Source organism: Embleya sp. NPDC056575, from assembly GCF_042793325.1.
Classification (GTDB): Bacteria; Actinomycetota; Actinomycetes; order Streptomycetales; family Streptomycetaceae; genus Embleya.
The window spans coordinates 2,125-24,884 of record NZ_JBHTVA010000013.1 but is presented as its reverse complement, the minus strand read 5'-3'; the positions used below and the strand labels follow the sequence as shown (position 1 = coordinate 24,884).

Below are 22,760 nucleotides of genomic sequence, written 5' to 3'. Positions count from 1 at the left end.
ATGTCCGCGTGTACGGCGTCGGCAGCGCGATGGTCGCTCGTCGGGCGGGTCCGACTGGAGTCCCCACGCAGGTGGGGGTGCGCCGCCCCGGGCTACCAACCCGGGGCTTCACGGCGCCCCCAGCGCATAATCAGCAATGGATGACGACACCCGTCGAGCCGAATAGCCCGGCGGCAATGCTGACCTGCGGAAACCTCCGTAAGTGACACAGGAAGTGTCACCGTGTGGCACTCAGATCGCGTGCGCCCACTCCGCATAGCCGAGCAGCGTTTCCGTCGACGACCGCTGCAACCGCACCAGCATGGCTCGGAGCCGCAGGGCGCACCGCCCGGCGCGTGCTCCACCCGAGTGCGCCGGCTACCGATCACGGCCGCCGCGGTGCCACCCTGGGCGCATGCCCATCACGCACATCCGCGGCAAGGCCGTCGTCCTTCCCGACACGCTCGACGAGATCCGCGCCGGCCTCCCCGAGGAGCGGCGCGCCGAGTTCGACCGCGTCATCGGGAGCACGCCCCTCCGGCAGATCGCCCAGGTCGCCCTTTTCGACTTCGCCATGCCCGACGACGCACACGCCGAGTCCGAAGAACAGATGGCCCGCATCCACGCCGGCGACTACACGGGCGTCACCGATGCCGACGGCAACCCCTACCGGCCACCGGAGGCGTCCGAGTGAGCTACTACGTGCAATACACCGACCTCGCCGAACGCGGACTCTCGGGCCTGTCCACCGCCGATCGCGCAACCATCAAACGCCAGATCGAGAACACGATCGGCCGCGACCCCTACGGCCACGGATCCTCGCCGATCCACGGCAACAAGGAACGGCGATCCGCGTCCCTGTCCTCGGCGGTCTTCGAGTACGAGGTCTCCGCGTCCGTGCTGACCATTACCGTGCTGCGCGCCGTCCCCTGGTAGACCGACCACCCGGACACTGGCCGCGCCCACCGCCGCGGTGTCGGACCCGGCGGGTAGCGTCGCGTGCCGGCAGGTCAGTCTCCGAGGCTGGCGATCCTGCGCACCTCGGCGAACCATGCGTCCGCGAGGTGCCGACGTGCCCACCCGTGAGGGGGTCCGTAGGGATCTCGGGCCAGTCGAATGGATCCGACGGCTCCCTGTGCGCCGCGTCGAGGAGGGTACGTCCCGCCTCGGCGTAACCACGCAACTACGGGTAACGGCGGTTCAGTTCATCGAGCACCCAGCTGTCCGTGGTCAGGCCCTGCGTGCGGTGTTCGACGACCAGGCGCGCGAGGTGGACCTTCGATGCCGCCGACAGGGGGCGCCGATCGCCAGGCCGTCGCCCGGTCGTTGCCAGCTCGTCGCCGGCGCGGGCCTGGTCGACGGCCGCCGCTTCGGTCACCGGTTGGCCGTTCGGACTTCGATGTGTCGCGCGACCCTGCCGTCGCCGGGCGCGGCGCGGATGCCCTCGCTGTCGAGCAACCGGTCGCGACGGTCGCGCAACGCGGCGACCTGGCCGCTGCCGAGCCCGGTGACGTGCGTCGGGTCGAGGCACAGCTGCGGCTCCGGGCACCGTGGGGGTGGGGATGAGGTCGGACGGTGCTGGGTGATGTCGCCGACACGCCCTTCGCGGAGGTGCTCTTGGAGATGGATCGCTCCACGTGGTTCGGGCCCGTCACCGGCGATGGAGTCGACGACCGGCCGCAGCGGTGGGCTGGTGCCCTCTCGAAGCAACCTGCCCGGCCGGCCCGGCAGGCGGTCCTCCGGGCACGGCGACGCGGCAGCGCGTCGGCGTCGATGAGGTGGAACTCGGTGCGCTCGCAGATGTGGACCGCCGCCCCGAGTCCGGCCGTCCGGGGCCAAGGGTCGCGAACATGTCCAGCCGCCACGGCTCGTCGCCGACAGGTGTGGGGGAGTTGGTCCAGGGTGCCACCACCTCTACATCGGTCTTGCGGGTTCCAACAGGTGTGCACAGGCGGTTGGTGAGAGCGGGCTCGATGCGGGGCTGCCGTATCGGGCCATGGAGCGGTTCCGCTCGACTGACCACCTGGCGGGGTCGGCACTTCGACGTTTCGTCTGTTGTCAGCAGGGGTGTCCGGTCGTGTCCGCGACCGGGCGGCGGGCACGAGAAGTGTTTCGGCTGTGGGACATGTGGCCCAGGTTCGCAGGCGTGTTCGGGGTGTGTGGCTTTCGCCGGTCACATCGGCGCGTTCGGCCGAACCTTCCCCTGTATGGATGTGCAGCGATGGGGGCGCGTGGATAAGCCGTTTCGCTCGGGGGCAGGATACGGTCCCGAGCCCCGTTTCGGCGCGGGTGTCGTTTCGGTCGTTGCCCGTGGGGGTGTGTCGGATCGCCGGGGGTGTGGCGGTGCGGGGTTCGGCGTTCGTCGGCGTCCGCCACGTGCTGCTCGCGGGTGGCGGAGCCGGGCCGCGGTGGCGTCGGCGTTCGTCGTCCTGGGGTCTGGGTTGGTCGGGGGATGCGACTCCGGTGGGCCTCCCGTGCCGGCGCGCTCCGGTACTGGTGTGTCCGCGGCATCTGCGCCGCGCGGCGCGGCGGTTCGGGATTCGGGGCCGGGATCCGGTGTGGCCGCGCTGTCCCTGCCGGGGTTGGGTGGGGAGGCGGTCTGGTCGGTCGCGATGCCGCCGAAGGGGTACGAGGACGACGCGCCGGAGGTCGTCGTCGTGGGCGCGACGGTCGTGGTGGTGACGCCGACCGGTCCGGCGTCCGGGGGATACGAGTACGGCGTCCCGCGACGGGCCACTCGGCCGCAGCGGGTCGAGTTGCGGGAGGCCGCGACCGGCGCGGTGCGGGCGAGCTTCGCGGTCTTCGGGGCGGTGTCGGCGGAGACGTGGCGGGGACGTCCGGCGGTCGTGGTGCGCGGCCGTCGCGTCACCCCTGCCGAGGGGTTGACGCGGGAGAAGCGCGATTGGCGGGTCGACGCCTACGACGAACAGGGCGCGCGGATCGGCGGGGTGGAACTGCCGCCGAACGAGGACAGCGCGGGCGGCGTCGCGGTCGTGGACGGCTGGGTCGTCACCGGCGTCCACGACCGGGGGCGTCGCGCGGTGCGCATCTCGGCGGCGGGCGGCGACGCTACCGGGGTCACGTTGCCGTGTGCACTCGGCAACTGCGATCCGACCGTGGCCTACTCGGAGTCGCCCTTCGTAATGGGCGACACAGCGTTCCTCCCCGACCAGAGCGGGCCCGAGATCGACGCACCGGGACGCGTGACGGCCTACGACATCGCGACCGGCGCGCGACGGTGGTCGACCGACGGCGTCACCGGGCCGGCGGGCAGCGATCCGAACGCGTACCCGCACGGGATGCGTCCCGCCGTCGTGGGCCGGGTCGGCGAGCAGGTCGTGGTGGCGTGGCGGACGAGTCCACGTGGCACGGAGGTGGTCCTGGGCCTGCACGACCGCCTCACGGGGGCGTTGATCGCGACCGGGCCGCGCGTTCCCGACGGCGTCTCCGAGTTCCGCACGGACGCCGGGGGCACCTTGGCCGTCGTCTGTGGTGATCGGTGCGCCGCGTGGGAGCCGGCGACCGGCCTGACGTTGTGGCAGCAGGGCCGGGACGAACTCTCCTTCGCTCCGCGCACGGTGGTCGGCGGCGTCGTGTACGGGGTGCGGAAGGACGGCGGTGCGATGGGTCCGACCACGCCGCTGGCGCTGGACGCGCGCTCGAAGCGGGTGCTGTCCCCGATGCCGCCCGACGTGACGATCACCGCGATCAGCGACCACTGGGCACTGGTGACCACGGAACGAGTCGTCTTGGTCTACCCGGTGCGAACGCTCTGAAAGACACCCGCCTCGCGCCCGCGCGACAACTCGCGGACAAGCTCGACGGCGGTGGCCGACCACTCGGCAAAACGCGCGAAATGCCTTGCGAGACGCGCCGGTTCGACAACATGGAGAGGTCGGAGAGATCAGAGGACCACAACCAGGGGGCGCTTGTGGAAGAGTTCCAAAAGTCGACGGGTAGCGTCGAGGCCGATCCGGCCCTCACCGGCCCGCTCCGACCGGGCTGGCGCAAGAGCACGTACAGCAACTGCCAGGGATGTTGCGTCGAGGTGGCACCGATCTCGCCTCGCGTCGGTGTGCGTGACTCGGATCCGCGTCGGCCCGGAACCATGGTGTTCGGCGGACCGGCCTGGCACGGGTTCCTGTCGGCTGTACGAGCACGGACCACGGGTACGGGCCCTTCGTGAACGACTCGCTCGTCGTGGCGGTCGTCGGGGTGGTCGGCACACTCGCCGCCGGGATCTTCGCGCAGCGCAGCGCGATGAAGACCAAGGTCGTCGAGCTCCGGCACGCGGAGCGGATCCATGTCGACACCGAGGCGGCGAACGCCCGCCGGGCCTATCTGGAGGCTCGCCGGCAGGCGTACGGGGATCTCAACCAAGCCCTTCGCGACAAGTACACGCACCTGCTTCACCACTTGCGGGTCCTGCGGGGAAACCGCGCGGTCGAGGCGTCGCACGTCCAGGTCGAGGACGAGAGCGAACGCGAACTGAGGGCCACCTACGCGAAGGCGCAGATGGTCGCCGCCGACGATGTCCTCGAGCGGGTGGGTCCACTTGTCGCGCGGCTGTATCTCGTACATCGCGTCCTGCGGCAACACGACACGGGCGAGACACCGGAGGAGGATCTCGACGCCCTGAAAAAGCATTTGGACAGGGCCAGTGAGGCGTTGTACGAGGTGCGTCAGGCGATGCGACGAGATCTGGGCGTCACCGAACTACCGCTTGATCGCCCTCCGAACTACGGGTCCATGACCACGTAGCGCCGGAAAATCCCCGCAAAGCCGCGGACCCCGTCCTGACCGCCGCCATGCTCAACGGCGACGCCCGACCCCCACCCCGCCAGTAGGGAGTGGGGGTCACGGTGCCGTGGGTTCGTTGGACAGCGCGAAGCCGCGGGCGGTGGCCGACGCGACGGCGTGGCCGACGATTGCGGGTGTCCCCGACTCCGGACCGGCGGGCGCGCCGTGTGTCGGCAACGCCCGCCCCCGCTGCGGCCCGCCGGGGCGTGAGCATCCGCTCAGGCGATCCGGAACTTCACCGTTTCGATGTTCGACGCGACCCCGAGCGCCTTCAGGTCGCGGGCGTCCACGGTGCCGTTCCCGTCGGCGTCCGGCACGGTGGCCGGCGCGTCGTCGAGCACGCCGTTGTGGTTCAGGTCGTCGACCACCGCGACGGTGAGCACCGTGTCGGTGTTCGTACCGAAGAACGCGCCACCCACCAGCCAGCTGTCGGCGATCGTGCTGCCGCGACGGCCCTGTTCGGCGATCGCGGTGACGTTGAACAGGTTCGCCAGGTTGGTGCCGGGGCCCGAGAACCCGGGCTTGTCGGCGACGGTCGTGGACAGCAGGACGACGACACCCGGCAGCTTGTCGTCCTTCCCGGGCGAGAAGGTACCCGCCGCCGGAGGCACGTTGTTGTGCTTGTCCGGCCCGGTCAGTTGCGGCCCGGTCCAGCCGGCCGCCCGCAGCCCGTCGCGGTAGCGGACGTTCAGGTCGAACATCCACGCCTTGCCCTCGATCCCGGTGCTCGCCCCGGCGCGCGGGGTGAGCACGTCGACGTGGGCGGCGCGGCTCTTGTCCGAGCTGTCGGCCAGCGCGGTCGGCGCGAGTACCGCGACGGCGGCGACGGCAAGGCCGAGGGCGGACCAGCGCAGCGCTTTGGTGTGGTTCATCGGATGCGTTCCCTTGGTGGGCGGGCCTCGCCGGGGTGCGAGACGGTCGCCGGGGGATACGGACGGAACCTCCACGTGCGTTCAGCATGTGCCGAAGAATCATGGGATCTTCGCATCGCGCCGTGCCGCGCCTGACGACTCGTCACGTCGTAACCGGCACACGCAACGCCGGCGGCCCGCCAGGCACCGTGCTGAGCCCGAGCGCGACAGCCCCCTGGCGACGCATCCCCGCGGTCAGTTCGACGGAGACGGAGCGCTCGCCGAGCGCGGTGAAGCTGCCGGCCGGCACGCGCGAGCCGTCCGCCCGTTCCAGCCACACCAGGTAGTGCTCGCCCGCGGGCAGGCCGCCGACGTCGAGCCGGAGGCTGACCCCCCACGAGTGGTCGGTGAGGTACGCGGTCGCGTGGGTGCCGCCCGACGAGTAGGCGACCTGCGGTCGCGGTCGGTCCGGCGAGTCGAGTGCCGACGTCAGCAGCAGCACTCCCGCGACGGTGGCGGCGACCCCGGTGAGCACCCCCGTGCCGACCGCCGCCGCGCGGCGGCGCGCCCGACGCCGGGCCGCGGCGACACCGGCCAACACCGCCTCGCCGAGCCGCGCGGGCGGCACCGGCGGATCCTGGGCCACCCGGTCGGGATCGGCGCGGCCGAGGCGCTCTGCGGTGGCGCGCAGCATGCGCAGCTCGGCCGTGCAGGACGGGCAGCCGTCCAGGTGCGCCCGGGCGGCCATGGCCTCGGCGTCCGACACACGTCCGAGTGCCGCCATGCCGAGCAGCGGCCGGAAATGCGCGCACTGCCGTGACTGCTCACCCGAGGTCATCGTCCCACCCCATTTCCTCCAGGATCAGGCGCAGGGCCTTGAGTGCGTAGAAGACCCTGCTGCGCACCGTCCCGACCGGGATGCCCAGGTCGGCGGCCACTTCCGCGGCCGCGCGGTCCCGCAGATGCACTTCCACGAGCACCGTGCGGTGCTCGGGGCTGAGGCGGCGCAGCGCCTCCTCGACCTGCATGGCGTCCAGCAGCCGGTCCCACGGCTCGTCACCCGGTTCCGGCACGGCACCCGGGCCGGTGTGGCCCGCGTCGACCGCGACCGGTTTGGGTCGGACGCTGCGGGCCCGGGCCAGGTCGATCACCACGTTCCGGCAGATCGCGAACAGCCAGGTCCGGGCGGATGCCACGCCGGCATCGTAGCGATCGGCGGCGCGCCACGCGCGGACGAACGTCTCCTGGACGGCTTCCTCCGCCAATCCGGGATCGCCCAGCGAGCGGCACGAGAACGCGAAGAGTTCGCCGCCGTACCGCTCGTACAGCGCGCGTACCTCCCCATCGGTGTCCGGCCGTGCCCGCTCCGCGCGCGCCCCGGCGCTCCGGAGCCTCCACCGCATGCCGCCTCCATCCGAATGGGCCGTGACGAGCCCGAGTACTCGCCGCCCGGGGTTACGGACGGCACGGCGCTCGCGTTCACCGCGCGACGGACCCGGCGCCGGGCAGTGCCGCGCGCCGGGTCCGTCCGGAGACCGCTACCGCCGAATGTGGTGCTCACCGAACAGCGTGGGCAGGCCCGCCAGCCCCCACTCGGCAACCCGGCGGCCCAGCGTGGCACCGGCAACGTCCGAGTAGCGGAAGTGCACGCCTTCCCAGACGCGCGCGTTGATGTTGTCACGCGTCATTTCGTGCCAGTACGCGTAGGTCCGGGTCACGCCGTCGGGACTGCCCAGAGTGACGGGGGTTGCCGGACCGGGTCCGGCCAACGCGGTCAACACGGCCTCGGCGGCGCCCGCGAACGTGCAGTGGCCGCCCGGGTAGTCGGGGTGCCGCGGGGTCGCCACCAGCGGTTCCCACGTCGGGTCCGGGTCCACGGAGCCCTCGCGGATCGCGGTGACCGGGCGCCAGCGGGTGTGGACGTACTTGGCTTCGAAGACGGCGATCTGCGCGTCGACGCTGATCGTGTGGAAGGCGGCGACGAGCCGGGCACGGTCGCGTACCGAACGCGGGCGGGGGTGGGCGACCGCGGCGCGCAGGGCGCCGGTGAAGCCGGCGAGCGAGGACTGCTGCCAGAACAGTGCCGTGTCGGTCTGCTTCGGCGTGCGCGGGCCGCCGGTCTTGCGGCCGTAGGCGCGGATCTCCGCGAGGTCGGTCAGGTAGGTGTCCGAGCCGAGGTCGGGCGCCGGGCCCGGCCGGAAGCGGTCGGCGCGGCCGAGGAGGAATGTCCGGCCGAGACGCTGCCCGAATTGCACGGCGGGCCTGGTCGGATCGGGCGGGGTCGGGCGCCAGATGCCCGGGGCCACCGGCGGCGGCGTGTATGGGGCGTTGACCTGCTCCGGCCGCAGACCGTCGCCCTCGCGTTCGGCCACCGCACGCGCCGCCTGCCGCTCGCCTTCCGCGATCCCGGCGGACGTCCGACGCCCCGCCGGCAGCCGCGCGAGCGTGCGGGCGAAGGCACCGTCCAGGAACGCGGCCTGATCGGGGCCGGGGAACAGCGTGCGCAACGCGGCGTGCACCGCGGAGGCCACGGCGGCGTCTTCGAAGTCCCGGTCCCGGCCGTACTCCAGCGCCCGCGCCGCAGCGAGCCAACCGATGCCCCACGCGCGGCTGTTGGTGATCTGCGTTGGGGCGCCCCAGGAGGCGATGACGGCCGCGGTGGTGTCGTACCACTCGATGATCACGTCGGGGCGGGACGTGCCGTCGAGCGTCTCGGTGCCGGCCGGCGTGCCGGCCCGATCGGCCCGGCCCTGCGCCCGCGCCGGCCCGGCGGCACCGAACGCGACGGCGACGGCGGCACCGGCGCCGAGACCGATCAGCCGGCGCCGCCCCACCATGTGGGATTTCGGTGCTTTTGCCCCGACGTCGCCGGCGCGCACCCCTGCTGTCTCGTCGTCCCCGAGCGCGTTCATGGTCTGCCCTCCACATGTCACCGACGTTGTCGGGAAGGGGATACGAAGGGCGCACCCTGAACGTTCAACGCACCGTGCCGGACCGGGCCTTGGACGCCCTTCGGCCGCGCCTTGGCGGCGCAGCGTGAGGGGGTTCTTCGCCGGCGTCGGCGGCCTCGGCCATCGCCGACCGGCCGGCCGCGCTGATCGCCCCGCGGGTCAGAGGTGGGGCACCGAGCCGACCATGCCGCCGTCGATCACCAGGTCCTGACCGGTGATGTAGGAGGCGTCGTCGGAAGCGAGGAAGGCCACCGCCGCGGCGACCTCGTCGGCGTGGCCGATGGTCCCGAGCGGTACCTGCGCCGCGTTGCGTTCGTCGGCGTTCGGGTCGTCGTCGGCTCCCCGGTACATCTCGGTGTCGATGAAGCCGGGGCTGACCGAGTTGACGCGGATGCCGCGGGGGGCAAGGTCCGCACCGAGGGTGCGGGCCAGGTTGTGGACGGCGGCCTTGGTGGCCGAATAGACGGACGCGACCGCAAGGCCCCGATGCAGCGTCCAGGAGGCGTTGAGCACGATGGCACTGCCGTCCTTCAGCAGTGGCAGCGCCTTTTGGACGGTGAAGAACACCCCCTTGAAGTTGACGTCGGTGGAGTGGTCGAAGTCGGCTTCGGTGAGTTCGGCGCCGCGTTTGAAGACGCCGGTGCCGGCGTTGGCGAAGACCGCGTCCAGAGTTCCGCGCCAGGTCTCGATACGGCGCATCAGTACGTCCAGGTCGGTCAGGTTCGCAACGTCCGCGCGCACGGTCAGCAGGCGCTCGCCGGCATCGAGGTCCGCTTCCGCGTCGGCCAGTCTCGACTGCGTGCGCCCCGTGATCGCCACATACGCGCCTTCGTCCAACAGGCGCCGGGCGGTGGCCAGCCCCATACCCGAGGTGCCACCGGTGATCAGGACGGTTCGGTTGGTGAATCGCTTCATGCGGACGATCATGCGGCGCCGGACGGCGTGCCGGCAGTGCGGGACGAACATGGGTCCGGCACCATCACCTTGGTGCACGGACCGAGCGGCCCCGCCGGTGGCGCCCGGTCTCAGAGGCGATGCGGAACCGTCGTCCGCAACAAGGTGCCCAGGCGCTCTTGCGTCGGCTCCTCCGCCGGGGTGTGCAGCACGAGGCGGTGACCGGGCAGGTCCGGGAGAGTCAAGGTGGTGTAGTCGAAGAGGAGCAGGCCGACCTCGGGGTGGGCAACGGCCTTTCTGCCGGAGGCGGCCTCGCAGATACGGAGCACATGTCCTGCGCGAGCCGGCCGAACTCCGCATCGTCCGGGTAACGCGCGGCGTCCGCCCTGAACTGGCCGACGATCACCTGCGCGGCATCTCGCCAGTGGATCAGTGACGACCGGTAGCGGGCGCTGGTGAAGAACGTCACCAGGCAGTTGTGGTCGTGCTCGCCGTAACCGAACACCAGCGCCGCCGCATCGTTCACGGCCACCAGGTTCCAATGCCGGTCCATCAGGTAGGCGGGGCGATGCGGGAACCCGGGGCGGATTCGACCCGGCCGGCAGGTACAGGTGTTCGCGTTCCACGGCGTCCATCCGCAGCACCCGCGCGATCGCGTCCAGCACCTCCGCCGACACGTTGATCTCCCGCCCCTGCTCGAGCCACGTGTACCAGGACACGCCCACCCCGGCGAGGATCACGACCTCCTCACGGCGCAGCCCCGGCGTACGCCGCCCGCGCGGATCGCCGACCGCCATACCGGCCTCGGTCGGAGTCGTCCGAGCCCGTCGCGACCGCAGGAACTCCCGTATCTCGGCGCTCCGCCGGGCCCGCGCCTCGGCGGACAACTTGGTGATCTCCATCGAGGCAGCGTAGATCCGCTCGCGCCCCGGTGCACCCGACGGGTGGTGCGGTTGCCGGCCGCCGAACGACTTCACCGAGCCATGTGCGATTCCGCCGCAAGCGCGGCGGGTCGATCCGTACGGCGGGCCGGACGACGGGCCCGACATCGACTCCGGGCCGGCGCCGGACGCGTACGACCGACTCACCCCCGGCTGCATGGGGCTACGCGCACGGCGGCTCACCCCCATCGCCGCAGGGACTTCGCTTTGTTTTCGACGGCATGCACGGCCTACACCAGCTCATCCCCGTTTGCGTAGATGATCTGGAGCTGTCGAGTACCCCATCAACCGTGCGGCGGCTCAATCCCACCGGCTTCTTTGTGAACTCGGCCGCCGGCGCCGCACGATCGCCGCTACGGTCCCACCCACCACAGGGAGGGGACCCCGAATGCGTACAGCCACATCGGCCGCGATCGTGCTCGCCGCAATCGCGCTGGCCGCCGGATGCAGCCGCGACACGAAGACCGCGCCCGCCGCGAACGCGATGACCGCACAACAACTCGCGGACAAGCTCAAGGCCGGCGGCCAACCGCTGGGTGACATCACCGCGTTCGACGAGACCACCGACCCGAATCATCAACTCGGCAGGCCCGGCCAGTACACGGGCAAGGTCGGATTCGTCGACACCCGCGTCGACCTCGCCGACGCCCTCGACGAACCGGGCGACATTTCACGGGGTGGTGGCATCGAGGTCTGGCCGAACGAAGCGGCGGCCCGGAAGCGCGCCGACTACATCCAGAAAATCACCGCCGCACTCAACATGCCGATCATGCGCGAGTACGACTACGTCAGAGGCGGCTACCTCCTGCGAATCACGCAGACACTCACACCCGAGCAAGGCAAGGCATACGAAGCCGCCCTGAAGTCCGCCGTTGGCTGACCCCAACGCGACGAAACGACCCCCACCTGCGTGAGGACTTCCTATCGCGCGTCGCTGCGTCGGGCGGCTACCGTTTCCGTATACAGCTCCGTGGTCAACGCATCGTGACTGATACCCAACCCCTTCAGCACCTCCCGCACTACGGCCAACGCCTCGGCCACCTGATCGTCGGATTCGACGAGGGATTCGACTTCGATGAAGGTCTCGTCCAGCTCGGGGACCCGCACGAGTGTGGCAAGCAGCCGGCGACCGGCATGGTGGAAGTCGTAGTTTCGGCAACGTTTCTCGAACTGGATCATCGGCGTGTACCCGAGTCCGCGCAGCAGCGCGTGCGCTGCGCGCGCGTCGTCGATGCGGGTCTCGTGCTCCGGCTTGGACCCGGATTCCTCGTCGACCCGCGCACCCTTGTACGTCATCATCGAGACGGTTTCGACTCCATGCACGGTCCGGATACGCAGCTCGCGACCCTCGGTCGTGAGGGTGCGCTGGGCGTCGTCGTAGTAAATGTCCTGGTAGACCTCGGCACGTCCCACTGCCAACTTCTCCAGGGCGTCGAGGACATGCTCCGGGTCGCGCACGTGGGCCTTCAGCTCTGCCTCGATCATGTGGTTCCTATCAATCAAGCTGCGTGGGCACTTCGAACAGGCTGGTCAGAACCTTGTCCGGGGTCCGGCTCACCCCCACCTGTGTGTGGACTTCGAGATGGTCAGTCGAGCGGGACCGCTCCGTGGCTTGGCGCAGCAGCCTCGATGCGGCGGGCCAGCTCGATGTCGTGCTCGGCGACATGGCCACCGAGATCGCTCGAACTGATGCTGATGTGGACGGTCTTGTACCCGAGGGTCGCGTCGGAGTGGTGGCCCCAGTCGTCCTGGATGGCCGCGATGTGCACAACGAACGCGGCGCCGGCGACGTGCGAAATCGAATACGTCCGCTCGATACGGCGACCGTCCGTGGTCCAGCCGGGCAGGTCGACGGACAGGATCTTCTCGATCTGAGGGCGAGTCAACGCTTCGGCCACGGTCATGCCTCCAGGTCAGCGGTGCGAGCAGCTCGGCCGGTTCGCGGCCGATCGAGTGATCGTGCCACGCCCGCATCTCTGCCTCCAGGGATGACAGCTCTCGTGCGGCCCGTGCGCTGCCGGTGCCGAGAGCCACCTCGACTGCCACGTGGGACAGGGCGAGTGCTGCTTCGGGTTGGCCGAGCGCCGCTTTCGCGCGGGCCTGGCGTGCGCTCCACACTCCGGCGTCCCGCCGTGCCGGACCGACGGGCGACGGAATGATCTGCTGCCACAGCCGATCGGCATCCGCGTACAGACCCAGCCGGCCATAACACGTCGCGCGCTGCTACGAACGCGCTGAGTTCCACCTCACCGACGCCGATGTCGCCATCCTCGCGGGCACGTTCCTCCGGCCGCCGCGCCCGGAGGACCGCCCGCCCGGCCGTGCCCGCCTCCTCCGGGAAGGCACCGCCCTCCGGCTGCGGCTGTACATCTCCGCCGTCGACGGCGACCAGCCCGAGCCGCGCGGGATCATCCACATCCAGGACCACCACCGCAAGGTGCTCCTCGACGACATCGCCCGGCACCGCCTGGATCTCATCCCCACCAGTACCGTGCCCGAGCCGCAACTGTTCCTCGACCCGGTGCCCGTTACCGGCTACAGCATCGACCAGGTCGCCGCGCTGCGCGACCGGTGCGAACGCCGGGTCGACAGCGAGGGCATCCGGGCCGCGCTCGCCGACCGTGAGATTGCGCGGCACGTCGCAACCCGGGCGGCCGACCAGTGATCGAGGCAGCAGACGTCGACCCTGCCCGCGCCCAGCGAACCGCGCTCGACCGACCGGCTGCCACAGCCGCCCCGCAGCGACCCGACGTGGCCGAGATGCGCAACGCGCTGATCACCACGACCACCGCCGGACCAGTCGCCACCGCAGTCGCCGAGCGCATGGCCTATCGGCGCCTGATCCGCGGCAACGGCCCCGAGCGAGACCTGTAGCGGACACGACGAAGCAGGTCCGCCCCACGCAGGTGGGGGCGGGCCTGCTCACCCCCACCTGCGTGGGGACTTCCCTTCCCGGGCCGGAGCGTCGTTGCTCCTGGGCGGCTCACCCCCACCTGCGTGGGGACTTCGGATCCTCCATTACGCGCGTTTGTCTCTGCCGCGGCTCACCCCCACCTGCGTGGGGACTTCGACCACCTCGTCGAGCACCTGCAGGCGTGCGGCGGCTCACCCCCACCTGCGTGGGGACTTCGTGAGGAAGATCGGGACCACGATCGTCGCGATCGGCTCACCCCCACCTGCGTGGGGACTTCAACGCCACCGTCGACGACGCGGCGCGCCTGGACGGCTCACCCCCACCTGCGTGGGGACTTCCGCGGCGGGTGACCGGTGCCTGACGAGCTGGACGGCTCACCCCCACCTGCGTGGGGACTTCGTACTCCGACCACCCTGACCACCCTGACCTGGCGGCTCACCCCCACCTGCGTGGGGACTTCCCAGTTGCCCCGAGTCACCCCGATGCTCGCCACGGCTCACCCCCACCTGCGTGGGGACTTCGCTGCAAGGGGCCGAATCTGCAAGGTTTGCAGAGGCTCACCCCCACCTGCGTGGGGACTTCACATGAGTACGGCGCGTATGGCCGTGGGCCAACGGCTCACCCCCACCTGCGTGGGGACTTCGATGGATCCCCGACGCACTGCTCGCCGAGCTGCGGCTCACCCCCACCTGCGTGGGGACTTCGCGAATACACGTACGTCGAAGCGCGGACGATCCGGCTCACCCCCACCTGCGTGGGGACTTCGGGGACCGCAAGTACGTCACGCGCACCTGCGACGGCTCACCCCCACCTGCGTGGGGACTTCGTCGTTCCGCTCCTGGACCAAGTACTCGACGGCGGCTCACCCCCACCTGCGTGGGGACTTCAACGAGTGCGTGATGAAGAGAGTGACCTCACCCGGCTCACCCCCACCTGCGTGGGGACTTCTCTTGCTGACCTGCGGGTTCTTGGAGGCTTTGCCAATTCGTGATCTAAACAGGGTTATTGCGGCAAGGTTCCTGCCTGAATTCACAGTTGGGGCCGATGACGGTTGGTTATGACGAGTTTTTGATCGGTTGAGATTGCCATCCCTTGGGGTGCCTTCTTCGGGCTGGTGGTTGCGGGGTGCGGTGGTCAGCGTAGGGCGGGATTCAGAGGTGGTGTTGTAGGAACGCCAGGATGTCGTTGCGGGGTGGGCCTGGGGGCCAGGTGTGGATCTCACGTTTCAGGGCGGTGATCTCGGTGGGGGTGGCTCTGGAGTGCCAGGTGGGGTCGAGGTCGTGGCGTAGGAGGGTGGCGCGTCTGGTGGCGTGTTGTTCTTGGGCGCGTCGCAGAGCTGCTCTTCTGCGGATGTGGTTGATGTCGGTCCCTTGCGTGCGGAGTTGGTGGGTCGGGTGGTGCGTGGTGCTGCCGGCTTCGAGGGCTGCGGTGATGATTGCTCGGCGTAGGACCTCGGGACGGAGTCGGTGTATGTGTTCGAGGTCGCCGTGTACTCGGGCGGTTATGTCCTCGGGGTGCTCCCAGGCGGTGGCGGGTTCGCGGGATTCGGGGGCGAGTCGGGTGTCGGTGGTCGGGTCGTGGGCTGTGCAGCGCCACCAAGCCGTGGTGCCGTGCGGTGGGTGTGTCGGGTTGGGCACGAGGGCGGTGATGGGCACCCGGTCGGGGTGGGGGTTCGGGGCGGGGAGGTCCGGTTCGAGGCCGGTGTACTGGCGGATGCGGCCGCGGAGGTGGCGCAGGGTCGTTGTGGCGTAAGTGCTGCCTACGGCCGCCCAGTGGGATGTCGCCTCCCAGATGCGGGCCACCTCCTCGGGAGTGGCTTCGGTCCACCATGCGCGGTGCCATAGCGCTCGCATGATGGTGCGGTCGGCGACGTAGGTGTTGTAGGTGGTGTGGAGGGCTTCGGTGTTCGGGGCGGACGTGGGGTCCTGAACGGGGCGGCGGGTGGGGCTGGTTCCGGTGAGCAGGGGGCCCAGATCGTGTGCGCTGAGGTGTGAGCGGGTGGGACGGGTCGATGTTTTCGGGGGTTCCGGGGACAGGGGCAGAGGTCGCGGATGCGTTGTGTGGGCGAGGGTGCGTAGGACTCGGGCGGTGTGTTCGGCCTGGACGCGTAGGGCGTGTAGGTGGACGCGTGTGGTTGAGGTTTGGGGGCGGGCGGCGAGGGTTCTCGCCTGAAGGGCAAGGGTTAGGCAAGCCTCGATCTGTCGGGTGATTTCGTGCGTAGGTGGGACGTTGTCAGCTTTCGGGGTGCTTTCGTCCGGGGATTTCGCCTGAGTCGCTGTCCAGGTTTGGTCGAGGGCGGTGCGGGTGGGCTCGTTGTGGCTTGTGCCGGGATGTGTGCCGGCGGCCATCCAAGCTGTGTAGGCCGCGTTGAGTGCGATTCGGCTTGTGTGTACCGCTGTGTGGGCTTGGGCCGGTGTTTGTTCGTGTGCCGTGGGCTTCGTTGTCGTGGGTGTGGGTGTTTTGCGTGCGGCTGCGTCTCTCAGTTCCGCCGCCCGTTCGCCGGCGCGTTCGCGCACGGCGGTGAGGGTTCGGCGGGCGTCCGGGTGGGTGTGGGGCAGCAGTGCGCCGGCGGCCGTTTCGAGGTCGCTGTAGCGCTGGGCCAGGTGTTCGAGGTTGGGAGGTTGGCGCAGTGTTCGGCGTAGGGCGTGCCAGCTTCTGTTGAGTGCGTCTGCGGCGTCTTCGGCGTCGTGGGGTTGAGTGTGTGGGTGGTTGGTCCATGCCTCCCAGGCCAGGTCGACCCGTTCGTGCCCCGAGGAAGGGCCGGGGGTGGGTCCTGGGGGAGGGGCGCCGGTGTGCGGCGTTCCGGCGTCGCCGACCGGCCGGTGGAGCGTGCCGATGGTGTTGCCCCCTTGCCCGGTGGTCGGGTGATGCCTTCGGCGGGGAAAGTGCCCGGAGGCTTTCGAACGTGACCCGCTCGGGACGGCTCGCGGACTTGAGGGAGGTCCGCCACCGCGCCGTTCTACGCCTTGCGTTGCCACCTCGCGGAGATCCGGCAACCCTGGACGGGCTCAGCGGGCGAGGTCGGGCCCAGCCTCGGGCGACGGCGCCGGCTGCGCCGACGCGCCGCCGGCCCTGGCGGAGCGCGTGGGCCTTCCGGCCATGCCGCTCCCCGCCGCATCGAGCGTCCGGGCGACCGCGGCGAGGCGCCCGCCGTGGCCGGCCGCGCCGACGCGCGTGCGCAACTCCGCCTGTAGGCCCGCCAGTTCGGCGCGGGTCTCGGCGGCTTGGGCGGCCAGGTGCTCGGCCTCCGTGCGTATGGCCAGGCCCGTGGCGCGGTCGACGGCCACGGCGGCTTCGCGGTGGAGTTCGCGGTTTTGCGTCAGGTGGGCCTGCTCGGCGCGTACCGCGTCCCATTCGTATTCGGATCCCGCCGCGTGGCGGGCTCGGGCGAGCAAGCCGCCCACGCGTTCGATACGGACGCGTTCCGCCCGGACCCGTCGGTCGTCGAGGGTGTGGTCCGTGCGGGACATGCCCAGGGCGACCACCGCCGCGCCGAGGCGGTCGTGAGCCGTGCGCAGCGTCTTCTCCAGGCGGGCCACGCGGTCGATGGCGTCGACGCGGCGGGTCAGTTCGACGGCGTTGGCGTACAGGCCGCGGGTTGCGGGGCCCTGGCCCGACTCGGCTCGGGCAAGGATGGTGGCGGCCCGATCGTGGAGTTTGCGGGCGCGGTTGTGGCGCGCGAGGTACAGCTTCCTGGCCCGCTCGATGGCGTGGGCGAGAGCGGCGGCGTCGAGCCCCCCGGTGTCGACGGAGTCGACGGCGGCGTCACCGGCGGCGAGTTCGCGCCGCGGAGCAGGAGAGGGGTCGTCGGTCCCGGACGTCCCCACGACGGGTTCACCACCCCGGTGCTCCGCCAGCATCGCGGCCACCCGGTCGCGCGCGACCGTCTTGAGCACGGATTCGCCCTCGACCGCCTCGTCCAGTGGCAGCGGCCCGCGTACGTCGAACGTCTCCCGATACGCGGCGACCGCGGCCGCCGTACGCAACCAACTCTCGCGCCCCGCCCCACCGCCGGGAAGCGCCCCGAGCGCCAGGGCCCAGGACCGATCGTCCAGGCCCGGCGCGGCGATGCCCGGAACGGCCGCGACCGCCAGGTGCGCCGCGCGGGCCTCGATGCGGTCGTATGTCGCCCTGGCGTACGCGATGGCCTCCGCCGTGTCCTGCTCCCGCGCCGATTCCGGCCTCGGCGGCACCGGCAGCCACGGCAACGTCCCCGAGCGCGGGGGCTTGTCCTCGTCGAACAGTCGTTGTTCCATACGCCACGCGAGGAGCTGCGCCGGGCTGTTGACCGCGGCGAACTCCTCGACCGCCTCGGTCGTCGTCACCGCGGCGTCGTGGGTGAAGGCGCGGGTCAGGATGTCGTGGGCATCGCGTTCGCGTTCGCCGCTACCCGCGAGCGCCACGTAGTAGGCGAGCGCGGGCCAGGCCTCGTCGTCGAGGACCTGCTCGGCCAGCGCCTCGGGCAGCGTCTCGCGGACGACCTCGACGGCGCGTGCCTGTTCCTCGTCGTCGAGGCGGTACGAGACGAGGCCGTGCGCGTAGCGGTAGCGCGGCGTCAGGGTGGCGAGCGAGGTGCGGGCGGTGAGGGCGGCGGCGATGTCGTCGTGGGCGGCGTTCTCGGCGGTGCCGCGGGCGATCACCGCGGCCAACGCCTGGCGGGCGGTGCGGCGTTGGCCGGCCGGGACGTGTCCGTCGAGGTCGAGGCCCTCGTCGACGACGACGTACAGGTGGTTGGCGGCGGCGCCGCGGGTGGCCATCACGTACAGGTTCTCGCGGCCGAGGTCGGCGCTGACCAGGGCGCGGGCGACGTCGACGGTCATGCCCTGGGCGCGGTGAGTGGTGGAGGCGTACGCGAGTTCGACGTTGGCGCCGACGTAAGCGGGCGGCAGGGTGATGGTGCCGCCGTGTTCGGTGTGGCGTACGGTCAGCGCTCCGTCGCGGGCGCGGGCGGTCACTTCCCACACGTCGCCGTTCTTGACCCAGTCGCGGCCGGCGAACAGGGACATGGTGCGTTCGTTGCGTCGGGTGACGACGCGGTCGCCGACGCCGGCGCGGCTGCCGTTGGCGAGCAGGACGCCGCCGCGCTCGACCTCGCCGGCGGCGACGCGGTCGGCGCGGGCGCGGGCGGACAGTTCCCCGGCGAGCGCGTTGGTGGAGGCGATCATCAAGGAGACGCGGCCGGCGGCGGTGTCGGCACGCCAGTCCTGGTACACGCGGTCGGTCATCGTCTGGAGCGAGCCGTCGTGGACACGATCGTGACGCAGGTATTCCTCGACGACGGTGGTGTCGCCGTCGCGCAGCCGCAGCGAGGCGTCGATCTCCCAGGTGCGTGGGGTGCCGTCGGGTTCGCGGAAGCGCCAGACGCTGGTGAGTTCGGCGGTGTCGGCGTGGCGTTGGAGGTGGCGCAGGACGCCGCCGGATTCGACGGCCGCGAGTTGGTGCGGGTCGCCGATCAGGCGGACGACGCCGCCCGCGGCGACGTGGGCGCGGGTGATGGCGTCGAGGGTGAGGGTGCCGGCCATGCCCGCCTCGTCGATGAGAACGAGGGTGCGCGGGTGGGGGACCACGGCGCCGGCGCGCAGTTGTGCGGCCCACTGGTGGGTGTTCTCGGTGGTGGCGATACCGGCGGTGTCGGCGAGTACGCGGGCGGCGCGGGCGGAGGGGGCGAGGCCGATCACGTTCCAGCCGTCGAGTTCGGCGGCGCGGACCAGGACGCGCAGGGTGGTGGTCTTGCCGGTGCCGGCCGGGCCGATCAGGGACGTCAACCAGGTGCCGCTGTGCGCGAGATGGCGTACGGCGGCCTGCTGGTCGGGGGCGAGGGCGTGGCCGCTTTCGCGCGCGGACTCGGCCAGCGCCGCGTCGACGGCGGCGCGGGACAGGACCGGCGCCCCGCCGGCGCGGGCGTGGGCCAGGAGACGGCGTTCGGCGTCCAGGATCGCGGTGCTGGTGTAGCGGACGGCGGCGTGCGGTTGGAAGACGCCGGTGCCGTCCGGGCGGCGCAGGGAGGCCGGTTCGGCGATCAGCGAGTCGGGGGTGATGCGGACGACGCGGGTGCCGGTGTCCGGGTCGAGGAGGTGGTCCTCGGCGGTGGCCAGGCGCAGGATCCGGGACACGGTCGCCGCGCGGTCCCGGGGCGAGGCGAACGCCGTGTCGCGGGTGACCCGTTGGGCCTCCGCCTCGAGGTTGCGCACGGTCCAGGTGGAGCGGTGGTGTTGGACGCCGTCGACGGTGGCCACGGCCCAGGCGGCGATCTGTTCGGCGTCGATGTGGTCGGCGCGCAGGGTTTTCGCGTCGCGCGTCAGGTCGGCGAGGAAGGTCGCGTATCCCGGGCCCAGGACACGCTCGGCGATCTCCCGCCACCGCTCGGCCTCGTCGGCGGCGGTGCCGCCCTTGTCCTTGCGGGGGCGGTTGTTCAAGGTGGCCTGTTGCAGCAGGTCGTACTCCTCGCCGCGGTGCGGTTCGCGTCCGTGCTGCTCGCGGAACCGCCGGTACAGCGCGGTGAATTCGGCCTTGACCTGGGCCCGGCGCGAGGAGAACGCCTCGTTGAGTTCGGCGGGTATGTCGACGAGTTCGCGGATCGCGCGGCTGCCGTGGTCGACCTGGTCGGCGCGTACCGCGGTCGCCCAGCCGAGGCGGTGGGTGGCACCGTCGAGGACGGTCGAGTTGTACTGCTCGCTGAGGGTGACCTTGGCGGCGTACAGCGCGCGGGCGTCGAGGGAGCGCCATCGCCCGTCGGGGCCGAGGGTCTTGGTGGAGACGATGACGTGGGTGTGCAGGTCCGGATCGCCGGCGCGGGAGGTGCGGTGCACGAACGCCACCGCGGCGACGCCCTGCGCCTTGACCTGCGCCGCGCCGCCGGCGCCCAGGCGGGTGAACGCCACGTCGTTCTCCAGGCGTTCGATGACGGCGCGTACCGCCTCGTCGTGCGCCTCCTCGAGGGCGAGGCGGGTGGCGTCGTCGCCGGTGACCACGGCCAGGGCCCAGGCGGTGGAGATGCTCTTGGGCGGCGAGAACACGAGGTCGAATCCGGTGACGGCCTGGCGCTCGCCGCGGGTGTCCTCCTCGCGCAGGATCTCGGTCTTGGCGTGCGCGAGATCGGCCTCGGTGGCGTGGGGGTGGGCGGCGGCGTGCGCGACGAAGCGGGTCTCGGCGCGCTCGGCGACGGTGCGGTGGACGGGGAAGGCGCGACCCAGTTGCAGCCCGTCCGCGGCGGCGGCGAGTTGGGCGGGGGTGGCGCGGACGAGGACGTCGGCCAGGACCCGCTCGTCGGCGTCGCCGCTCTTCGCCAGGCGGCGGGCGAGGCCCGCGACGCGCCGGGCGTCGGCGGCCCGTTCCTCCGCGCGGACGCGCTCGCGCAGCGTGGCGCGCGCCGCGCCGGTGACGCCGTCACCTTCGGCGGCCATGCGCTCGTTGACCCGATGGGCGACGTCGGCGCCGGGCAGGAGGTGGTCGACGGCGGAGGGATGGCGGGCGAGGGCCCGAGCGAGGACGTCGGGGTCGACGGCGGCGGAGCCGCCGGAGCCGAGGCCGGGCAGGGTACCGGCGGCGGACCCACCATCGTCGAGCAGCACAACGAGCGCACGCGCGTACTCCCGAACGAACATCGGATGCCGCCCCCGCCCGAACAGATTCCGTATCTGCTCGCGATCGGCCTCCGTCCCGGCGACCCCCAACACCTCGGCCAGCGCCCCGGTCCACACCCCGGGCGGATTGTCGGTGGCGGCGTAGTAGGCCCCGAGATCCTGCCCGAGCCCACGCCCTTCGTCGGCAACGCTCACCGAATCGACCAGATACTCCCACCCGTTCGGCCCGAGCTTGTGCAGCGTCATCACGGCGCGACCACCCCCGCCCCGCCGCCCCGCCGCACCTGATCCATCCCCCGAGCCACCATGGGGCGAGGCTAGAAACCACCACGGCCCGCCCACCAACGCCCGCACGAGCAGCGGCGTCCGGGCAAGGAGCCGGGGCCCATCGGGCAAGGAAGCCGACCCGCAGACGGTGTCGCGGGCGAGGGGCGGCGGACGAACGCGGCCACACCCTCCCCGAAGCCAACGCGTCGCGACTGCCTCGGCCTTCAGGGAGGCGCGGCTCGTTTCGAGTGACGACCACGATTGCAGATGACCTTGACCCTGCCCAGCGGTGAGCACCATCGTCGGGCAATGAACTCAGCTGCCGGTCGCAGTCATGACGAGGTGTGGGTCGAGCTGCTGGACAGCCATCGGCCACCCCATTCGGAGGATGACTGGGCATCACCATCGATGTGGTTGCTGCTCCAAGCCGCGGTCGCCGATCCGCTGTTGTCCTCGCTCTATCCGTGGAAGGGCATGAACACCCTGAGCGTGTGCACTTCCGATTCATGGCGTGACTTCGGCACGGAGGGGTTCCCGGGAATCGCGGCCGGTCCCGGCGTGTACTCGGTAATCGCCCACCCGCCGGCCGAGGGCCGCGTCGTTGTGGAGACCGATGATCCCGCCGTCGCGGTGGAGGTCATGGCCCAGGAGGTCCGGAGTCGGCTGACGAAGCGCACGACGGACGGATGACGGCCTCGGTCCGTTGACCGAACACGACCGGAACTCGCCTGGTGATCGAACAGGGCAAGGTCGCCGTGGGAGACGACCGCACGCAGTCGCAGGATGGCTTCGGCCGCGGGCAGGCACCGGCGGGCGCCCACCTATGCCGTGCACTTGAACCACCAGCGGCATCTCACGGCTGCACGGAACCAGGATCATGGTCCGATGGAAGCCGTCGATGTCGACCGCCGGCGGCGACCACGAACTCTTCGAGCCTGCGTGTGCCGAGCACGTTCCCGCAGCGGCGTGTCACCGCTTCGTGGGCCCGGTCGAAGGAGCCGCGGACAGCCTCAGTGACGGCGAGCCGCCGTAATCCCACCGGGTGTCGGCCGAGAGGCAGGGTCGGTGCCCGGTCAGCGGGACGGACGTTGCCCAGCCCGGTCCTCAGTGGGCGACCCGGGTGGCTCGGACCGTCCCGACACGGAGGCCAGCCACCCTCCGGACCGGTCACGGTCGGGTCGGCACCGGCGCGGACTTGGTGCTTGTCCTGCCGGGCCCCGCCGATTCAGGTGGTCCTGCAGCAGCAACGAATCAACGACGCCCCGAGGATGGATCCCGTCGAGAACCGACGCCTGTCACAAGGCCGTGCCATACCGACCGAACCGACCCAACGGTCTGCCCCCGCCGACGTACACGACCGAACGGCCACCATTCTCCGGCCCTCGACCGCCCCGCCACGCGCAACACCACTGATAGTGCACCAGGTGTGTCGGCTGTTGTGGGTGGGGTGTTGGTGCGGGTAGTGGCGGGGCGGGGGGGTGGGGGGGGCGGCCCCCCCCGGGGGGTGGTTTACAGCCCTAGTGGTGGCGCCGCCCCGGGTGGATCGAAGGTGGTGTGGTTGGTTTGAGCCGACGACAGAC

The 22,760-nt window shown here is 71.3% G+C and carries 19 protein-coding genes, 2 pseudogenes and 1 CRISPR repeat array; of the genes and pseudogenes, 9 read left to right on the top strand and 12 right to left on the bottom strand.

All coding sequences use genetic code 11. The annotated features are described in order from the left end of the window. Positions 1 to 394: 394 nt before the first annotated feature. Both ACFRCG_RS12545 and ACFRCG_RS12540 read left to right on the top strand, forming a co-directional pair. Positions 395 to 673, top strand: a complete 279-nt coding sequence (locus tag ACFRCG_RS12545) for a hypothetical protein (RefSeq protein ID WP_380030806.1) — start codon at positions 395 to 397, stop codon at positions 671 to 673. Beyond that, the gene (locus ACFRCG_RS12540; RefSeq protein ID WP_380030805.1) at positions 670 to 915 is read left to right on the top strand and encodes a hypothetical protein; all 246 of its coding nucleotides are present in this window, start codon (positions 670 to 672) and stop codon (positions 913 to 915) included. Before ACFRCG_RS12545 ends, ACFRCG_RS12540 begins: the two co-directional genes overlap by 4 nt. Before the next feature lie 247 nt (positions 916 to 1,162). Here the strand turns inward: ACFRCG_RS12540 and ACFRCG_RS12535 are convergent, their stop codons facing one another. Further along, a complete protein-coding gene (locus ACFRCG_RS12535; protein ID WP_380030804.1) occupies positions 1,163 to 1,357 on the bottom strand; it encodes a hypothetical protein in 195 nt (64 codons plus the stop codon). A 1,120-nt stretch (positions 1,358 to 2,477) separates the two neighbouring features. Between ACFRCG_RS12535 and ACFRCG_RS12530 the strand changes: the two genes are divergently transcribed. The 3 genes from ACFRCG_RS12530 (at position 2,478) to ACFRCG_RS12520 (ending at position 4,740) form a co-directional block, all read left to right on the top strand. Next, positions 2,478 to 3,755: a hypothetical protein gene (locus ACFRCG_RS12530; RefSeq protein ID WP_380030803.1), complete on the top strand. Its 1,278-nt coding sequence runs from the start codon at positions 2,478 to 2,480 to the stop codon at positions 3,753 to 3,755. 80 nt (positions 3,756 to 3,835) lie between these two features. After that, positions 3,836 to 4,165 (top strand): DUF397 domain-containing protein, encoded by a 330-nt coding sequence (locus ACFRCG_RS12525; RefSeq protein WP_380030802.1) that lies wholly within the window; start codon positions 3,836 to 3,838, stop codon positions 4,163 to 4,165. After that, positions 4,162 to 4,740: a hypothetical protein gene (locus ACFRCG_RS12520; protein ID WP_380030801.1), complete on the top strand. Its 579-nt coding sequence runs from the start codon at positions 4,162 to 4,164 to the stop codon at positions 4,738 to 4,740. The genes ACFRCG_RS12525 and ACFRCG_RS12520 overlap by 4 nt, the downstream gene beginning before the upstream one ends. Positions 4,741 to 4,997: 257 nt before the next feature. On the opposite strand, the gene ACFRCG_RS12515 is transcribed toward ACFRCG_RS12520, so the two are convergent. From ACFRCG_RS12515 to ACFRCG_RS12485, 7 genes and pseudogenes are all read right to left on the bottom strand, one after another. Further along, a complete protein-coding gene (locus tag ACFRCG_RS12515; protein ID WP_380030800.1) occupies positions 4,998 to 5,651 on the bottom strand; it encodes a hypothetical protein in 654 nt (217 codons plus the stop codon). Positions 5,652 to 5,793: 142 nt separating this feature from the next. Further along, the gene (locus ACFRCG_RS12510; RefSeq protein ID WP_380030799.1) at positions 5,794 to 6,468 is read right to left on the bottom strand and encodes a zf-HC2 domain-containing protein; all 675 of its coding nucleotides are present in this window, start codon (positions 6,466 to 6,468) and stop codon (positions 5,794 to 5,796) included. Continuing rightward, positions 6,455 to 7,033, bottom strand: a complete 579-nt coding sequence (locus ACFRCG_RS12505) for a sigma-70 family RNA polymerase sigma factor (RefSeq protein WP_380030798.1) — start codon at positions 7,031 to 7,033, stop codon at positions 6,455 to 6,457. The genes ACFRCG_RS12510 and ACFRCG_RS12505 overlap by 14 nt, the downstream gene beginning before the upstream one ends. A gap of 135 nt (positions 7,034 to 7,168) precedes the next feature. Next, positions 7,169 to 8,542 carry a vanadium-dependent haloperoxidase gene (locus ACFRCG_RS12500; RefSeq protein WP_380030797.1) on the bottom strand — a complete coding sequence of 458 codons (1,374 nt, stop codon included), beginning with the start codon at positions 8,540 to 8,542 and terminating at the stop codon, positions 7,169 to 7,171. 198 nt (positions 8,543 to 8,740) lie between these two features. Beyond that, on the bottom strand, positions 8,741 to 9,496 hold the full coding sequence (locus ACFRCG_RS12495; RefSeq protein WP_380030937.1) for an SDR family oxidoreductase: 756 nt from the start codon (positions 9,494 to 9,496) through the stop codon (positions 8,741 to 8,743). A 110-nt stretch (positions 9,497 to 9,606) separates the two neighbouring features. Then, positions 9,607 to 10,028, bottom strand: a pseudogene (locus tag ACFRCG_RS12490) (hypothetical protein). A gap of 67 nt (positions 10,029 to 10,095) precedes the next feature. Further along, positions 10,096 to 10,377 (bottom strand): annotated as a pseudogene (locus tag ACFRCG_RS12485) (helix-turn-helix domain-containing protein); the annotation flags it as partial. A gap of 427 nt (positions 10,378 to 10,804) precedes the next feature. Between ACFRCG_RS12485 and ACFRCG_RS12480 the strand changes: the two are divergent. Further along, complete coding sequence (locus tag ACFRCG_RS12480) at positions 10,805 to 11,296, top strand: hypothetical protein (RefSeq protein ID WP_380030795.1); 492 nt, start codon at positions 10,805 to 10,807, stop codon at positions 11,294 to 11,296. Between the two features lie 41 nt (positions 11,297 to 11,337). Here the strand turns inward: ACFRCG_RS12480 and cyaB are convergent, their stop codons facing one another. Together cyaB and ACFRCG_RS12470 are read right to left on the bottom strand one after the other, a co-directional pair. Next, positions 11,338 to 11,901, bottom strand: a complete 564-nt coding sequence (cyaB, locus tag ACFRCG_RS12475; RefSeq protein WP_380030794.1) for a class IV adenylate cyclase — start codon at positions 11,899 to 11,901, stop codon at positions 11,338 to 11,340. 101 nt (positions 11,902 to 12,002) lie between these two features. Then, entirely contained in the window at positions 12,003 to 12,320 is a 318-nt protein-coding gene (locus ACFRCG_RS12470; protein ID WP_380030792.1) for a 4a-hydroxytetrahydrobiopterin dehydratase, read from the bottom strand. Positions 12,321 to 12,853: 533 nt separating this feature from the next. Between ACFRCG_RS12470 and ACFRCG_RS12465 the strand changes: the two genes are divergently transcribed. After that, the gene (locus ACFRCG_RS12465; RefSeq protein ID WP_380030791.1) at positions 12,854 to 13,081 is read left to right on the top strand and encodes a hypothetical protein; all 228 of its coding nucleotides are present in this window, start codon (positions 12,854 to 12,856) and stop codon (positions 13,079 to 13,081) included. Beyond that, entirely contained in the window at positions 13,078 to 13,290 is a 213-nt protein-coding gene (locus ACFRCG_RS12460) for a hypothetical protein (RefSeq protein ID WP_380030789.1), read from the top strand. The genes ACFRCG_RS12465 and ACFRCG_RS12460 overlap by 4 nt, the downstream gene beginning before the upstream one ends. A 44-nt stretch (positions 13,291 to 13,334) precedes the next feature. After that, positions 13,335 to 14,278: a CRISPR direct-repeat array (repeat unit 29 nt; unit sequence CGGCTCACCCCCACCTGCGTGGGGACTTC). A gap of 203 nt (positions 14,279 to 14,481) precedes the next feature. On the opposite strand, the gene ACFRCG_RS12455 is transcribed toward ACFRCG_RS12460, so the two are convergent. Further along, positions 14,482 to 15,183: a hypothetical protein gene (locus ACFRCG_RS12455; RefSeq protein ID WP_380030788.1), complete on the bottom strand. Its 702-nt coding sequence runs from the start codon at positions 15,181 to 15,183 to the stop codon at positions 14,482 to 14,484. Positions 15,184 to 16,338: 1,155 nt separating this feature from the next. Next, on the bottom strand, positions 16,339 to 21,159 hold the full coding sequence (mobF, locus tag ACFRCG_RS12450) for a MobF family relaxase (protein ID WP_380030787.1): 4,821 nt from the start codon (positions 21,157 to 21,159) through the stop codon (positions 16,339 to 16,341). A 288-nt stretch (positions 21,160 to 21,447) separates the two neighbouring features. On the opposite strand from mobF, the gene ACFRCG_RS12445 reads away from it, so the two are divergent. Next, the gene (locus ACFRCG_RS12445) at positions 21,448 to 21,870 is read left to right on the top strand and encodes a DUF6193 family natural product biosynthesis protein (RefSeq protein WP_380030785.1); all 423 of its coding nucleotides are present in this window, start codon (positions 21,448 to 21,450) and stop codon (positions 21,868 to 21,870) included. The last annotated feature ends 890 nt before the right edge of the window (positions 21,871 to 22,760 follow it).

Bases quoted from the DNA above. Each gene is read 5' to 3' on its own strand.
- ACFRCG_RS12445 (WP_380030785.1), top strand. From the start codon at position 21,448: ATGACCTTGACCCTGCCCAGCGGTGAGCACCATCGTCGGGCAATGAAC.
- ACFRCG_RS12505 (WP_380030798.1), bottom strand. From the start codon at position 7,033: ATGCGGTGGAGGCTCCGGAGCGCCGGGGCGCGCGCGGAGCGGGCACGG.
- ACFRCG_RS12495 (WP_380030937.1), bottom strand. From the start codon at position 9,496: ATGAAGCGATTCACCAACCGAACCGTCCTGATCACCGGTGGCACCTCG.
- ACFRCG_RS12500 (WP_380030797.1), bottom strand. From the start codon at position 8,542: ATGAACGCGCTCGGGGACGACGAGACAGCAGGGGTGCGCGCCGGCGAC.
- ACFRCG_RS12455 (WP_380030788.1), bottom strand. From the start codon at position 15,183: ATGCGAGCGCTATGGCACCGCGCATGGTGGACCGAAGCCACTCCCGAG.
- ACFRCG_RS12515 (WP_380030800.1), bottom strand. From the start codon at position 5,651: ATGAACCACACCAAAGCGCTGCGCTGGTCCGCCCTCGGCCTTGCCGTC.
- ACFRCG_RS12525 (WP_380030802.1), top strand. From the start codon at position 3,836: ATGCCTTGCGAGACGCGCCGGTTCGACAACATGGAGAGGTCGGAGAGA.
- ACFRCG_RS12480 (WP_380030795.1), top strand. From the start codon at position 10,805: ATGCGTACAGCCACATCGGCCGCGATCGTGCTCGCCGCAATCGCGCTG.
- ACFRCG_RS12510 (WP_380030799.1), bottom strand. From the start codon at position 6,468: ATGACCTCGGGTGAGCAGTCACGGCAGTGCGCGCATTTCCGGCCGCTG.
- ACFRCG_RS12545 (WP_380030806.1), top strand. From the start codon at position 395: ATGCCCATCACGCACATCCGCGGCAAGGCCGTCGTCCTTCCCGACACG.
- ACFRCG_RS12470 (WP_380030792.1), bottom strand. From the start codon at position 12,320: ATGACCGTGGCCGAAGCGTTGACTCGCCCTCAGATCGAGAAGATCCTG.
- mobF (WP_380030787.1), bottom strand. From the start codon at position 21,159: ATGACGCTGCACAAGCTCGGGCCGAACGGGTGGGAGTATCTGGTCGAT.
- cyaB (WP_380030794.1), bottom strand. From the start codon at position 11,901: ATGATCGAGGCAGAGCTGAAGGCCCACGTGCGCGACCCGGAGCATGTC.